The sequence below is a fragment of the Nocardia stercoris genome, assembly GCF_003696265.1.
GTDB lineage: Bacteria > Actinomycetota > Actinomycetes > Mycobacteriales > Mycobacteriaceae > Nocardia > Nocardia stercoris.
This window is the reverse complement of record NZ_RFFH01000013.1, coordinates 75,696-89,342: the sequence shown is the minus strand read 5'-3', so window position 1 is coordinate 89,342 and position 13,647 is coordinate 75,696. Positions and strand designations below refer to the sequence as shown.

Annotated in this window: 11 protein-coding genes and 1 riboswitch; of the genes, 7 read left to right on the top strand and 4 right to left on the bottom strand. The window is 71.1% G+C overall.

Features of this window, described 5'->3' with window-relative positions:
• The first annotated feature begins 84 nt into the window (after nucleotides 1-84).
• On the top strand, nucleotides 85-702 hold the full coding sequence (locus EBN03_RS24960) for a TetR/AcrR family transcriptional regulator (protein ID WP_233608615.1): 618 nt from the start codon (nucleotides 85-87) through the stop codon (nucleotides 700-702).
• Here EBN03_RS24960 and EBN03_RS24955 read toward each other — a convergent pair.
• Both EBN03_RS24955 and EBN03_RS35880 read right to left on the bottom strand, forming a co-directional pair.
• Nucleotides 692-3,751 (bottom strand): sacsin N-terminal ATP-binding-like domain-containing protein, encoded by a 3,060-nt coding sequence (locus EBN03_RS24955; RefSeq protein WP_233608614.1) that lies wholly within the window; start codon nucleotides 3,749-3,751, stop codon nucleotides 692-694. The two genes, EBN03_RS24960 and EBN03_RS24955, sit on opposite strands and share 11 nt — an antisense overlap.
• Complete coding sequence (locus tag EBN03_RS35880; protein WP_407671232.1) at nucleotides 3,712-5,388, bottom strand: DUF3027 domain-containing protein; 1,677 nt, start codon at nucleotides 5,386-5,388, stop codon at nucleotides 3,712-3,714. Before EBN03_RS35880 ends, EBN03_RS24955 begins: the two co-directional genes overlap by 40 nt.
• 17 nt (nucleotides 5,389-5,405) lie before the next feature.
• Between EBN03_RS35880 and EBN03_RS24945 the strand changes: the two genes are divergently transcribed.
• The 3 genes from EBN03_RS24945 to EBN03_RS24935 are packed head-to-tail and all read left to right on the top strand — an operon-like array spanning nucleotide 5,406 to nucleotide 8,558.
• Entirely contained in the window at nucleotides 5,406-6,194 is a 789-nt protein-coding gene (locus tag EBN03_RS24945; RefSeq protein WP_122190559.1) for a glutaminyl-peptide cyclotransferase, read from the top strand.
• Between the two features lie 50 nt (nucleotides 6,195-6,244).
• Nucleotides 6,245-7,984 (top strand): MFS transporter, encoded by a 1,740-nt coding sequence (locus EBN03_RS24940; RefSeq protein WP_233608613.1) that lies wholly within the window; start codon nucleotides 6,245-6,247, stop codon nucleotides 7,982-7,984.
• 49 nt (nucleotides 7,985-8,033) lie between these two features.
• The gene (locus tag EBN03_RS24935; RefSeq protein WP_233608612.1) at nucleotides 8,034-8,558 is read left to right on the top strand and encodes a DUF2771 family protein; all 525 of its coding nucleotides are present in this window, start codon (nucleotides 8,034-8,036) and stop codon (nucleotides 8,556-8,558) included.
• 157 nt (nucleotides 8,559-8,715) lie between these two features.
• On the opposite strand, the gene EBN03_RS24930 is transcribed toward EBN03_RS24935, so the two are convergent.
• Complete coding sequence (locus EBN03_RS24930) at nucleotides 8,716-9,138, bottom strand: cold-shock protein (RefSeq protein WP_122190558.1); 423 nt, start codon at nucleotides 9,136-9,138, stop codon at nucleotides 8,716-8,718.
• A gap of 259 nt (nucleotides 9,139-9,397) precedes the next feature.
• Here EBN03_RS24930 and EBN03_RS24925 point away from each other — a divergent pair, with 259 nt between their 5' ends.
• Nucleotides 9,398-9,631, top strand: a complete 234-nt coding sequence (locus tag EBN03_RS24925; protein ID WP_233608611.1) for a hypothetical protein — start codon at nucleotides 9,398-9,400, stop codon at nucleotides 9,629-9,631.
• A 298-nt stretch (nucleotides 9,632-9,929) separates the two neighbouring features.
• Nucleotides 9,930-10,126, top strand: a riboswitch (cyclic di-AMP (ydaO/yuaA leader).
• A gap of 10 nt (nucleotides 10,127-10,136) precedes the next feature.
• The gene (locus EBN03_RS24920) at nucleotides 10,137-10,790 is read left to right on the top strand and encodes a transglycosylase family protein (protein WP_122190557.1); all 654 of its coding nucleotides are present in this window, start codon (nucleotides 10,137-10,139) and stop codon (nucleotides 10,788-10,790) included.
• A gap of 195 nt (nucleotides 10,791-10,985) precedes the next feature.
• On the opposite strand, the gene EBN03_RS24915 is transcribed toward EBN03_RS24920, so the two are convergent.
• The gene (locus EBN03_RS24915; protein WP_122190556.1) at nucleotides 10,986-11,171 is read right to left on the bottom strand and encodes a hypothetical protein; all 186 of its coding nucleotides are present in this window, start codon (nucleotides 11,169-11,171) and stop codon (nucleotides 10,986-10,988) included.
• A gap of 109 nt (nucleotides 11,172-11,280) precedes the next feature.
• On the opposite strand from EBN03_RS24915, the gene EBN03_RS24910 reads away from it, so the two are divergent.
• Entirely contained in the window at nucleotides 11,281-13,647 is a 2,367-nt protein-coding gene (locus tag EBN03_RS24910; RefSeq protein ID WP_122190555.1) for a helicase-associated domain-containing protein, read from the top strand.

The following is a 13,647-nucleotide window of genomic DNA, read 5'->3' as shown; positions in this document are numbered from 1 at the left end:
GCGAGCCCTCCAACGCGTGTTTTCACCGGTCACGAATTGACTGTTCGCCGACTTGACGCTTAACTCCGTGGGGTGTCCTCCCGATTGAGCGTCGAAGAACGACGAGCGCATCTAATCGATGCAGCCATACGCCTTGCCGAAAAGAAGGGCGTGGCCGGAGTTACCACGCGTGACGTAGCACAGGCCGCGGGTGTTTCCCTGGGTGTGGTGCATTATTGTTTCGAAAACAAGGATGCGCTGATGACCGAGCTGGTCAAGGCGCTATCGATGGAATTGCGTAATTCTGTCGAGGCGGATGAATCCGTCTGGCGCAGCTTCGGGAGCGGAAAAGATTCATTCCGAAATCTGGTTCGTGCCGCCGTCGAACTGCTCTGGCGCAACGTCGAATCCAGCCCGGAACGCCAGTTACTGACCTACGAAACCACCACCTACGCCCTGCGCGAGGGTGAGCAGACCCCGGCAAAACTGGCGATCGCCCGCGAGCAATACGAATTCAACGACAGCAACGTCGCCGAGGTGCTCGAGCAGGCCCGGCAGGGAACCGGCATCACCTTCACCCTGCCGGTGCAGACCATCAGCCGGTTCGCCCTGAACTTCATCGACGGCGTGGTACTGCGCTGGCTGGTCGACGGCGACAGCGCGACCGTCCAGGACCAGCTCGACGTGCTGGCCGACGTGATCGCGTCCTACGTCAGCGAGTAGGCAGCGCCGTGAGATGGGTGCCGTGGTCGTCGCGCCACCACGGCACCGTGACGGTGGCGGTATAGGCGCCGCCGAGCCGTACCCGGACCGTGTCGTGGATGAACAAGTCCCCGTGCGGAACCCCCTGCAGGCCGAACAGCACCGCCTCGGGTGCGTCGCGCCAGGCGGCGGGGCGGCCCACACCCAGCACTTCCGCCGTGACCGCCTGTGAGGCGGACGGTAGATCCAGCAGGGTCGCCAGCGCGGCGGCCGTCTCGATATCCCCGACGACCAAGCGGCCGGGCGGAAGCACCTGGCCGTATTCCGGGCGGTCCAGCACCAGCGCGTCGGCCGGGTCGATCACCGCACCCGACAGGGCCCGGACACCGGACGGCAGATCCAGCTGATCCAGTTCCAGGTGGCCGCTCGCGATCACCGCGGCCAGCAGACGGTGAGCGCGGGCGACGGTGTCGGGGCTCGGCGTGCGTGCCGGGTCGGCGAGCGCGTCCAACAGCGCGGCGGCCAGTTCGGGGGTGATGCGCTCGCGGTCCGCGAGCACTCCGCTCAGTGCCGCCAGGTCGTGGTCGGTGAAACCCGGTAGCTCGGTGAGCAGGCCCGCGAAGTCCGGATCGCCGGGGCGACAGCACAAGCCGAGGGCGACGCCGCCCACCCGCGCGTGCCGGCGCAGCCACCACGCGGTGTAACCGTCGGCGGCGGCCAGCAGGGGCCGGGTCACGGGGTCGTCCAGCAGCAGCCGCAGGGCGGCCGGCCAGGCGTCGGGGTCGATCAGGTCCAGATCGCGGACCGCGACCAGTTCCGGCGGATCCTCGGCGAGGCCGGACCACCAGTCCGGCTCGTCGTCGAGGTCGTGGTCGGGGCCGGTCGGATCGCTCTCGGTGAGCACGGTGAAACCCCAGCCCACCCCCAGCGCGCGCAGCGCCGCGGCACCGAACCGATCGACCAGCGCGGAATCCACCGTGCCGAACGGGGAATCACCGTCCAGCACCGCGGTCAGCGGGGCGTCCGGGAGCAGCAGTTCGTCGGCCGGAACCGGTTCGCCGTCCGCGCCGGGCAGTTCCAGCTGCCCCAGCCACGCCGGCAGCACGGTGCCCGGCGCGACCCGGCTCGCCAGGAACAGCACGGCCGCAACGAGATCCGGATCGGCGGGATCGTGCTCCAGTTCCAGCCGCAAGGCCGGATCGGTGAGCAGATCCGCCGGGCTGGTGACCTGGGCGCCGAGCCGGTTCAGCAGCGGATGCGCGGCCTCCGGGTGCACCAGGCGCGCCCACCGGATCGGCAGCTCGTCGAATGCCGCTGTCCTCTCGGATGTTTCGGGTCCGAGCAGGTCGAGCGCCTCGTCACACAGCACGGTCCGCGGCCCGGTCACCAGCCGCCCGTCGGCCAGCGGCACCGCCAGCGCACCGAGTTCCTCCGCGACCAGCGGATCCCCCGCGAACGGCTCCAGCGCGTCGTACAGCGCGTACCACCATTGCGGCGGACGCTGCAGACTCGCCGACAACTCCGCGATCCGCGCCGGCCCGACCCGATGCACGTCCAGCGCCGCCAGCCGGTCGGCCGTGGAGCGACCGGACAGCTCCGGAACCACCAGGGGGCCCAGCATTTCCGCCAGCAGGACGGCCAAATCGGCGGTGACACCGGTGAATACGCTCGCCCGACGCGGGACGGCGACGGGGGTAGCCGGCTCGTCGGACACCTCCGCGCTCAGCTCGCCCGCGGCCGGATCGCCGGACACGGTTACGGCTGGTTCGCCGACGGTGTTCGGGCCCGCGCCGGGCCCTTGCGAGCCGGCTGCTACCGGCGCGCCGAAAGCAGGAACACCGGAATAGAAGTCGTTGTCACGCAGCAGATCCGCAGTATCGCCGGCGACGGGCACGATCGGCAGCCACGCTCCGCCGGCGAGCTCCTCGATCAGCGCTTCGCGCAGCAACGCGTCGGCCTCGCTGCGCGCGAAGCCGGGTACCGGAACCAGCACCAGCCGGTCCAGCGGCGGCAGTGCGCGAGCGAAATCGGCGTACCCGGCCGCCAACCGCCGCAGCGGGGCCCCCGGCAGCAACCGCCGCCGATCGGGCTGCATCGCCACATCGGCGATCAGCACGGCCGGCAGCGACAACTCCTCGTCCGAACGAGTCGGCGCCCGAAGCACATCCGGCCGCGCGGCCACCGGCCGCCCGTCCCGCACCGGCACCGACCAGCGCGCGTGGGCGGTCGAGAACTCCCACCACTCCCGAGTTTCGGTCTCATCCGCACGAGATTCGACTTCGGCATCCCAGGTTTCGGCGAGCGGGCGCACCACTCGCAGGCGGGTCAGGCCGCCGCCGATCGGTTCACGGGTGCTGGTGAAGCGGTCGTCGCCGATGCGGATCTCCTGCAGGGCAGGGAGTTCCAGTAGGAGGTCGGTGGCTTCCGCTCGCATCGAGGCGAGCAGGGCGGGGGCGTCGACCTCGTCGCGCAGGGTGATCAGGATCTCGGAGTCGAAGCCGGGGGCCGGGGTCGCGGTGGTCGGCCAGGGCAGGCGCAGGGCGGGGGGCCGGAATTCCGGGTCGTCGGTGTGGTGGATCTCGTTGTCCGCCAGGGTCTGTGCGGTTTCGGCGCGGGAGAAGCGGATCGAGCCGCTGGTGGAACGGAATTCGATCTCGTCACCGGCGCTCAGGACCGCGGTGAAGCCGACCCCGAACCGGCCGACACGCTCGCCCTCGCCGGGCTTCGCCGACACCCGGAGCGCCGTGAGCGCATGCAGGCCCGGGACATCCAGTGCGGCACCGACATTCGCCACGGACAGGGTGCGGTCACGGAGCAGGACCCGAATCTGCCCGGGCACACCGGCTTTCGTCGCCGCGTCGGCCGCGTTCTGCGCCAGCTCGGTGAGCAACCGGTCCCGGTATCCGGCCCGGACCAAATCCGCCTCGGTCGCGGCATCCTCACGCAACCGAGTCGGCGAATCCCGCCAGGCCGCGATCGTCGCGGCCCGCAGTGCCGCCGTCCCGAACGGATCGGCGGCCGCTACCCCGCTCAGTGGTTCGCCGAGCCCTCGGGTGCCGGCAGGATCCACGCCTCCGGCAGATCCGCCTCGGCCGCAACAGGAGCCACCGGCACCCGCGCCCCCTCGGCACCGGCCACCGCCGCCTCCACACCCGCGACATCGCCGACCACAGGCTGCCCGGCATCCGCGGGAACCGAACCCTCCACCACCACAACGGCTTCGGCCACCGCAGCAGCATCACCAGCCGCAGCCTCGGCAGCGGCGGCCGCAGCCGGTTCGGCACCGGCGGGAGCCGAACCCGCGGCCACCACAACGGTTCCGGCCGCCACAGCGGCATCGTCGCCCGACGCATCCGCAGCCTCGGTCGCACTCGCGACATCGCCTGCAGCAAACTGCTCGCCACCGGCAGAAGCCGAACCCTCAGCAGCCACATCGGTTCCGACCACCGCAGCAGCGTCACCAGCCGCAGCCTCGGCAGCGGCGGCCGCAGCCGGTTCGGCACCGGCGGGAGCCGAACCCGCGGCCACTACAACGGTTCCGGCCGCCACAGCGGCATCATCGCCCGACGCATCCGCAGCCGCGGTCGCACTCGCGACATCGCCTGCAGCGGACTGCTCGCCACCGGCAGAAGCCGAACCCGCAGCAGCCACAACAGATTCGGGCGCAACGGCGGCATCGTCGGCCGCGATCGCTGCGTTCGCGGCCGCCGCGGTGTCGCCTTCGCCGACGGTCTCCGCATCTGCCACAACGGTTTCGCCGGCTGCGGAAGCAGCGACGCTGTCGGCGGTCTGCTCGCCACCGGCGATCTCGTCGCCGACAACCGCAGGCGTGTCGACCTGCTCGGCAGAGACCACCGCAGCGGCCGCACCGGTCTCGCCAGCCGCCGGACCGGCCGCCCCGCCGACCGAGGCCGGTTCCTCGGCCGCCGTCCCCGCGGCCGTATCGGCCCGCGAACGGAATTCCTCGGCGGCGAACAGCTCCACCGCCGCATCGTCGTACGCCTCGTACAGCGGCGACCCCGCGCCCGCGGGCGGCGGCGTGTCCGAGTGCGCTCCGCAGCCGTACTCCACGCTCACCACGTGCCCGTCGGCGCCCATGGCGTTGGCGCACACGCCGAAGCCGGCGCGCATGGCGCCCGCGAGCGGCAGGAAGAAACCACAGGTGCCGCAGGTGGCGTTGGCGGCTCGGGCCATCTCGGCGGACGGGCCGTAGGTGCTGTACCAGCGTTCGGCGGCCTCTTCACGGCCGACGCGGCTGAGGACCTGCGAACGGCCCAGGCCGATCTCCTCGACCACCTCGTCGACGGCGGGGTCGCCGGTGAGCAGGTAGCCGGGCGCGAGGCGCGGGTCGTCGACCGGGGGCGCGAGCAGGTCGCCGGGGTTCAGGTCGCCGGGGCGAACCCGCTGCTCCCACGGGACGAAGTCGGGCGCCACCAGGGCATCCGGGCCGGGCAGCAGCGCCGACTCGCTGACGGTCGCATGGTCGGCCAGCGGCGGCGCGGCCACCACCACCGCCCACTGCCAGCCGCGGTAGCCGGGCAGGGTCGCCGCGAAGTGGTGCGTCGCCGCGCACTCGTCCTCGAACGTGACCCCCAGATAGTCACCCACCCCGTTGGGCTGCAGATCGTTCAGGGCGCGGCGGGCCAGGGCAGCCGCCTCCGCGAGGATCGGCCGCACGCCGGACTCCGAAACAGAAACTGCGCTCACGTCCTACATTTTGCCGTATGAAGCACCGACATCGTGCGTGGGCCGCGACCGCGGCGGTCTGGGCGGCGCTGATCAGCCTCACCGGCACCGGCTGCGGCCGGTCGACGGCGACTGTCGACACCGAACATCTCCAGGTCGTGGCCACTCACCCGCACGAACGGGACGCGTTCACCGAAGGTCTGGAAGTCGACGGAAACGTCCGCTACGAGAGCACCGGGATGCTGGTCGCGTCGACCGTCCGCGCGACCGACGCGACCACCGGGCGGGAACTGGCCCGGGTCGCGCTGCCGCCCGACATGTTCGGTGAGGGCCTGACCCTGGCCGGTTCCACCCTGTGGCAGCTGACCTGGCAGAGCGGCGTCGCCTTCGACCGCGACCCGGTCACCCTGGCCGAACGCCGGCGCGTGCACTTCGACGGCGAGGGCTGGGGCTTGTGCTTCCGCGACGGCCGGCTGCTCATGAGCAACGGCACCGACACCCTCACCTACCGCGACCCGGTCACCTTCGCCGTCACCGGAACCGTGCGGCTGACCAGCCACAACAACGTCCAGCTGAACGAACTCGACTGCTCGGCCGACGGCACCGTCTACGCGAACACCTGGCCCAGCGACCACATCCTGCGCCTGGATCCGGCTACCGGCCGGGTGCTGGCCGACATCGACGCCGCCGGCCTGCTGTCCATCACCGAGAAGGCGGGCGCGGACGTGCTCAACGGGATCGCGCAAATCCCTGGTACCGACCGCTACCTGATCACCGGCAAGTACTGGCCCACCCTGTTCGAGGTCCGGTTCGTGCCCGGTTCCTGACCGGCGACGTCCTGCACGCATCCCGATGCGTAGTGCGAGAGAATCGAGGGGTGACTGCCACCCGTGACCCCGACGGATCCGACAGCGGTCGGTGGGGCGGCGAGCAGCACCCGATGACCGAACGGCATCCCGGCTACGACCGGTACCCGCCCGCGAACACTCCCGCGAGCACCGGGCTCCCGGCCCGGAACGCACGGAACACGCGTGAGATGTCCACGCGGAACCCGCCGGAGGTACCCGACGCCGTGAGCCACCACATGGCCGCCGGTGCTGCGCCCCGATCCGTGACGGGCCCCACGCACCCGGACGAACCGTCCGGCGACCCGGAATATCCGGCCGGGCCGCCGGACCCGGACGCGCCCACCGCGGCGTGGCCCACGGATCCCGGCCAGCCCCGCAAACTCACCGTGACCCGTTTGGTCGTCATGCGCAGCCGCGAACTCACCGAACGCGGCATCGCTACCTTCCAGCGGGCCGCGAAGGCCGACGGCGCCGACGAGTCCGGGCTCACCGCGCTGGTCTACGCGACCATGGCGAACAACGCGCTCGACGCCGCGCTCGCGGTCGCGCTGGCCAACACCCTGTTCTTCGCCGCCGCCAGCGGTGAATCCAAAGCCAAGGTGGCGCTCTACCTGCTGATCACGATCGCGCCGTTCGCGGTGATCGCGCCGTTGATCGGCCCGATGCTGGACCGGCTGCAGCGTGGCCGCCGGTTGGCGCTGGCCGGTTCGTTCGCGGTGCGGGCCGGGATCGCGGTCGTGCTGATCTTCAATATCGGCACCTGGGGGCTGTACCCGCTGGCGCTGTGCATGATGGTGCTCAGCAAGTCGTTCTCGGTGCTCAAGAGCGCGGTCACGCCCAGAGTGCTGCCGCCGGGCATCGATCTGGTCCGCACGAATGCCCGGCTGACGATGTTCGGGCTGGTCGGCGGCACGCTCGGGATGGGTGCGGTCGCGGCGGCCTGCGCGAAGCTGGGTGGTTCCGCGGCGGCGCTGATCCTGGCGGCGGCCGTCGCCGTCACGGGCACCTATCTGAGCCTGCACATCCCGTCCTGGGTGGAGGTGACCGCGGGCGAGGTCCCGGCCACGCTGAGCTATCACGGCGAGGAACCGCGCACCGAGGTTCTGTCCGATCGGCAGGCGGACACCGTGCCGGGGCGCCGCCGCCAGCCCCTGGGCCGTTCGGTGGTCAGCGGATTGTGGGGCAACAGCACGATCCGGCTGTTCACCGGATTCCTGACCTTCTACGTCGCCTTCGTGGCCAAGTCGAGTCATCACAGCGCGCTGGAGCTGACTGTGATGCTCGGCACGTTCGGTGCGGCCGCGGCGGTCGGCAATTTCGCGGGTAACGCGACCGGTGCCCGGTTGAAGCTGGGCCGGCCGGCGCTGATCGTGGTGTTGTGCGCGTTCGCGTGCACGGTGACGGCGGTGCTGGCGGCGGTCACCAACGACCTGCCGGGCGCGGCGCTCGCCACCCTGGTCGGTTCGGGATCCAGCGCGCTGGCGAAGGTTTCGCTGGACGCCGCGATCCAGGACGACCTGCCGCCGGAGTCGATCGCGTCGGGCTTCGGCCGGTCGGAGACGGTGTTGCAGCTGTCCTGGGTGATCGGCGGCGCGTTCGGGCTGTTGCTGCCGACGACCTACTGGGAGGGGTTCGCGGTCGTGTCGGTGCTGCTGGCGGTCGGGCTGTTGCAGACTGTCGTCAGCTACCGTGGACATTCGCTGCTGCCCGGTTTGGGCGGCAACCGGCCGCAGCACGCGCAGCAGGAGGTTCCGGGCGCCCGGCCGTAGACTCCGGCGCGACGGAGTTGATCCGACAACCGACAGGAAGCCGCCTCCCGTGAGCAAGTTCAGCCCCCGCACCGCCCTGGCCTTGGCCGCGGCGGCCGTCCTCGTCGTGATCGTGACCGTCGCCGGTGTTGTGACGGTGGCGGTGCACCGTCACAAGGCCGCGGATCCCGAGCTGACCGTCTACGCCTACGGGCAGGCGCAGCGGGTGCCACCGTTCCGGTATTGCGACCCGCACAAGGAGGGCGCGCGGATCCTGCTGGATTGCCGCCAGTCCGGCTACACCGCGAAATTCGATGTGCCGGCGGGCTATCCGCTGCAGGTGTCGCTGCCGTCGGAGCTCGTGGACGCGCCGTGGCATCTCGCCCTGGAGTACACGACCGACAACGGCCCCGACGTCCGCATGGAGCAGAGCAAGGCCGACTATCCGGCCGGCACCGCGGCGTTCTCGATCAAGTCGTCCCCGCAGCCGGACATGCACCTGGTGCACGCCGAACTGAACCTGCTGGCACCGGTCGTCGACGAGACCGGCCAGGAGGGCCTGATGGTCTTCCAAGCCTGGTCGATCGATGCGTGAGCTCCCCCGCCTCCCCGGGTTTCTTGCGGGCGGCTGGGTGCCGCCGACCGTCGTGCACCCGTGCTTGCGGTGACTGCCGAACCGATTTCGGGCGTACCCGGCGAGTTACCCGGGCCGCACGAAATCAGTTGTCGCGGCTGACCATTCGGTCGGAATCTCAGTGGTCGAATTCGCGGGCGACGGCTCGCATGACCTCGCCGAGCTTCTGGGCGACCTTGCGGTCGGGGTAGCGGCCCTTGGAGAGGTCGCGGTCCATGATGCCGTCGAGCAGGGTGACCATGTCCTGGATCATGGCCTGCAGGTCTTCCGGCGACTTGCGCGGCAGGCTGGGCGCGGACTCCTTGCGGCCGCCGCGTTCACCGGCGCGCACCGACGGAACCGGGTCGAGCACCTTCACACTCAGCGCCTGCGGACCACGACGGCCCGCGGCCATGCCGAATTCGACGCGCTGCCCCGGCTTCAGACCTTCGACACCCTTGGGCAACGCGGCCGACCGGACATAGACGTCCTCACCCTCGTCCTGCGAAAGGAAGCCGAAGCCCTTTTCGACGTCGTACCACTTCACCTTGCCGGTCGGCACTATCTCACCCGTTCGTCGTCCCGATGTCCGGAGCGCCCGGACACAATCGAGGTTCCCGGATAACCCCGCGAACCGCTCGCTGTTTGCGAAAAGAACGCGCCCGACCTTGACGGCGGGGCGCGAAGTCCGCCCAGTCTACCCCGGGGTCGATACCGTCAGCACATCAGTTTTCCGTCCGGGTTCCGCCGTTCGGTGGCGTGCCGCACAGCCGGGACCACCGGGAAACGGCGTTGTCGGACCCGTTCGATACGGTGCACCCGTGCCCGAGACTTCCCCCTCCCCGGCGCCGCGCCGGGCGGCCGACATCCTGCTTTATGTCGCGCTGGCCTTTTTTGCTGCCGGCGTGCTGTCGATCGTCGCCATCTTCGGCATCCGGCTGATCGCGGACCGGGATCCGGCGGGGTGGTTGTATCTGGTCGCCATGGGCGCAACACCTTTCGGATTCGTCCTCGCTTTCGCCTATGTCCTGTTCTCCGGGCGGCGCGCCCGCTGAGCTGCGCACATCTTCGTGGGCGCCGCACAACGGAAACCGGCCGTCCTGTTTCGAAACCTGTGATCCTCGTCACATAACGACATGGTCACGGAGCGGTCACGGACCGTGACGAGGTACCCCCGGATCGCGAAGACCAGCACATACGCACCGACGTATCCAATTGCGGCGGACCGACACCCGTAACGACACGCCGGTTACCAAATAGTGATTTTTGGCGGCGATCGTCGTACCGTCTTTCTCAGCCGGGTAACCCCGGCGCACCCGGTCCGCCGCACCGAACCTCGCCCCGCGGACCGAGACCCCGAGAACGCTCAGGGGCGAGGGCGGGGAACCCACGTCCCATCACGGGAACGTTCCCTGGCAAGGGAAGTGGGAGAAGCCGGAAACGGCCACTCCCTGGGGTGAAGTCCCGGCGCACCGCCAGGTACGCCAGGGCCGGACGGCCTCTCAGTCCGAACCCGACAGCTCACCTCGCAGGCGCGGACGAGAGGAAGACGATCCGAACATGAGTGGACGGCATCGCAAGCAGACCAATTCCGGCCGGACTGTCGCCAAGGTCGCGGTCACCAGCGCCATCATCGGCGGCGCGGGTGTAGCGCTGGCCGGTCACGCCTCCGCCGCCCCGGAGTCCGACTGGGACAAGCTGGCGCAGTGCGAGTCCGGCGGCAACTGGGCCATCAACACCGGAAACGGCTTCCAGGGCGGCCTGCAGTTCTCGCAGGGCACCTGGGCTTCCTACGGCGGCACCGACTACGCGCCGTCCGCCAACCAGGCCTCTCGTGAGCAGCAGATCTCGGTGGCCGAGAAGGTCCTCTCCGCGCAGAGCTGGAACGCTTGGCCCTCCTGCTCGGCCAGCCTCGGCCTGCACAGCAACGCCGAACTCCGCAGCGCCCCTTACTCGCCGCAGGTCGCCATGCAGTCCGACGCCGGCGACGACCAGGACGCCGCTGCTCCTGCCCCCGCCGCCGCCCCCTCGGTCGACGGCTCGCAGGATGTCATGCAGACCGTGAACAAGGTCTTCGCCGCGGTCCAGGCCACCGGCATCCAGGTCCCGCAGCAGGCGATCGACGCCCTCAACGCCGCGCAGGCCAACCACGCTCAGATCGACCCGACCGTGGTCAACTTCGTCGAGGCCAACAAGAACTTCTTCCCGCACTGATCTTCGGTTCGCTCCTCCGCGACCCGCCGACGGCGGCCCGGTTCACCCCGGGCCGCCGTCGGCGTTTCCGGCGCAGACCTCGAAACCCCGAAAGCCCCCGGATCCGTTGGGATCCGGGGGCTTTCGGAGTTGTTCGGGGCAGCCGGAACCGGCGGCGTCAGTACCCGACTACCGCAGGCGGACGGCCGAGTGGTGTCAGCGGTTGACGACCGTGTGCGGGTGCACGTAGGGCAGGGTGTCGACCGGCACAGGGAACTGGGTGTCCTCACCGAACGGCGACAGACCGCCGGAACGGGAGGAGGAGAGCTCGGTCACTGCGTGATCGCCGTTGGCGACCTGCGGCCAGCCGTTGTCGACGTACTTCTTCGATTCTTTCGCCACGGGGTCATTCTGACACGAGCGTCCTCTTCCGGTGCGTCCGGTGCCGTTCTGCGTGCCGTACTGCGCTCTCCATCAGCGCTGTTGCCGATCCGCCCGTACGCTGGACAGGATGACCGCCACCACCGACCAGCCAGCCACCAGCCCCGGGCCGACCGGTGGCCCGCTGTCGGCCGCATGGCTGGCCGGTCGCGCGGACGACGACCTGGTCGCCCTGCTGCATCTGCGTCCGGACCTGGCGGTTCCGCTGCCCGCCTCGATGGCCGTACTGGCCGCGCGGGCCGAGCAGCGCGCGTCGGTGCTGCGGGCCGCCGACGAATTGGACACCCTCGACTTCGCGGTGATCGAGACCCTGGTGGTGCAGAGCGCCCGCGACGGCGGCACCGTCGCGCGGACGGCGCTGCACGAACTGCTCGGCGACCGGGTGTCGGCCGCGGCGATCGACGCCGCGGTCGCCCGGCTGATCGCCCGCGCGCTGGTCTGGGGCGACGACGAGCTGACCGTGGTCCCGGCCGGCAAGGAGGCGCTGCCGTGGCCGCTGGGCAGCATCACCGAAATCCCCGACGCCCTCACCGAACCCGAGATCACCGCGGCCCTGGCCGAACTCGGCCCGGCCGAGCGCGCCCTGCTCGACCGGCTGGCCACCACCGGCCCTCGCGGCCGCACCCGCGACGCCGCCACCGGAACTCCCGCCGACCGTCCGGTGCAGCGCCTGCTGGCCGCGCGGCTGCTGCACTGGATCGACGAGGAGACCGTCGAACTGCCCGCCGGCGTCGGCCAGATCCTGCGGCGCGAACCGCTCACCGACCCGCACGCGCTGCGCGCACCCCAGCCCGAGCCGGCCGAGTACCGGATCGCGGACGTGGACGCGGCCGCCGCGGTCGAGGTGGGAGAACTACTGCGGCACAGTGCCGCTGTCCTGGACGCCGTGGGGCAGACGCCCGCGCCCACCCTGCGGTCCGGCGGGCTCGGTGTGCGGGAACTGCGCCGGATCGCGAAGCAGGCCGGAATCGACGAGGCCCGCACCGGCCTTCTGGTCGAGATCCTGACCGCGGCCCGGCTTCTCGACAAGGGCATTCCCGAACCGCCGCCCGACTTCGACACCACCGACGATTTCTGGGCCCCGACCGGCGCGTCGGACAGTTGGCTCGAGGACGATGCCGCGCGGCGCTGGGTGGTGCTGGCGCAGTGCTGGCTGGACCTGGACCGGTTCCCGTGGATGATCGGCCTGCGCGACGTGAACGACAAGCCGCTCGCCGCGCTGTCCGCCGAACTGCGCACCCCGCACGCCGTGCGGGATCGCCGCGCGATCCTCGACCTGCTCGCCGAGCAACCGCCCGGGACCGCGCTGTCGGCCGCCGACATCTCCCGGGTGCTGGCCTGGCGGCGACCGCGTCGGCGCCGCCAGTTCGGCGCCGAGGCCGTCGAGCGCACCCTGGCCGAGGCCGCGACGCTCGGGGTGATCGGGCGCGGCGCGCTGACCACCGCGGGCCGGGCACTGCTGCGCGCGGTCGAGGCGCTCGCGGACACCGGGCCGGGCGGGACCGAAGCGGCCGCGGCGGCCCTCGCCGACGCGGTCGCCGCGATGACCTCGGCATTGCCGAAACCGGTGGATCATGTTCTGCTGCAAGCTGATTTGACCGTCATCGCGCCCGGGCCGCTGGTGCCGGAGCTGGCCGCGCGGATGGCGCTGGTCGCCGATGTCGAATCCGCGGGCGCGGCGACGGTGTACCGGATCGGCGAGCAGTCGGTCCGCCGAGCGCTCGACGCCGGACTCACCGCCGCCGAACTGCATCAGCTGTTCGCCGCGCATTCGCGCACTCCGGTCCCGCAGGCACTGACCTATCTGGTCGACGACGTGGCGCGCCGGCACGGCCGGTTGCGGGCCGGAGTCGCGCAATCCTTCGTGCGCAGTGAGGATCCCGCGCTGCTGGCCGAGGTGATGGCCGCGGCCGTGGCCGACCGGCTGGCGCTGCGGACGATCGCGCCCACGGTGGCGATCTCGCAGGCACCGCTGGCCGAGGTGCTGGAGGTGCTGCGCGGCGCCGGATTCAGTCCGGCGGGCGAGGATTCGTCGGGGACCATCGTCGATCTGCGCCCGCGCGGTGCGCGGCTGGCGCCGCGGCCGAACGTCAGGCAGTCGTGGCGGCCGACTCCGCCCAGTGCCGAGCAACTGCGGCTGCTGGTCGCCGAGCTGCGTGCCGGTGAGCGGGCGACGCGGGCCCGGTCCGCGCACGCCGTCCGCGCCGACGGTTCCCGGACCAGTACGGCGGCGACGATCGCCCTCCTGCAGCTGGCGGTCCGGGTGCGGCGCGCCGTGCACATCGGGTACGTGGACGCGTCCGGGGTCGCCAGTCAGCGCATCGTGGAACCGGTGAAGGTCGCGGGCGGCCAGCTCGACGCCCTGGACCCGGTGTCGGGTGCGGTCCGCCACTTCACTCTGCACCGGATCGCCTCGGTGGCCCTGGTCGAGGAGTAG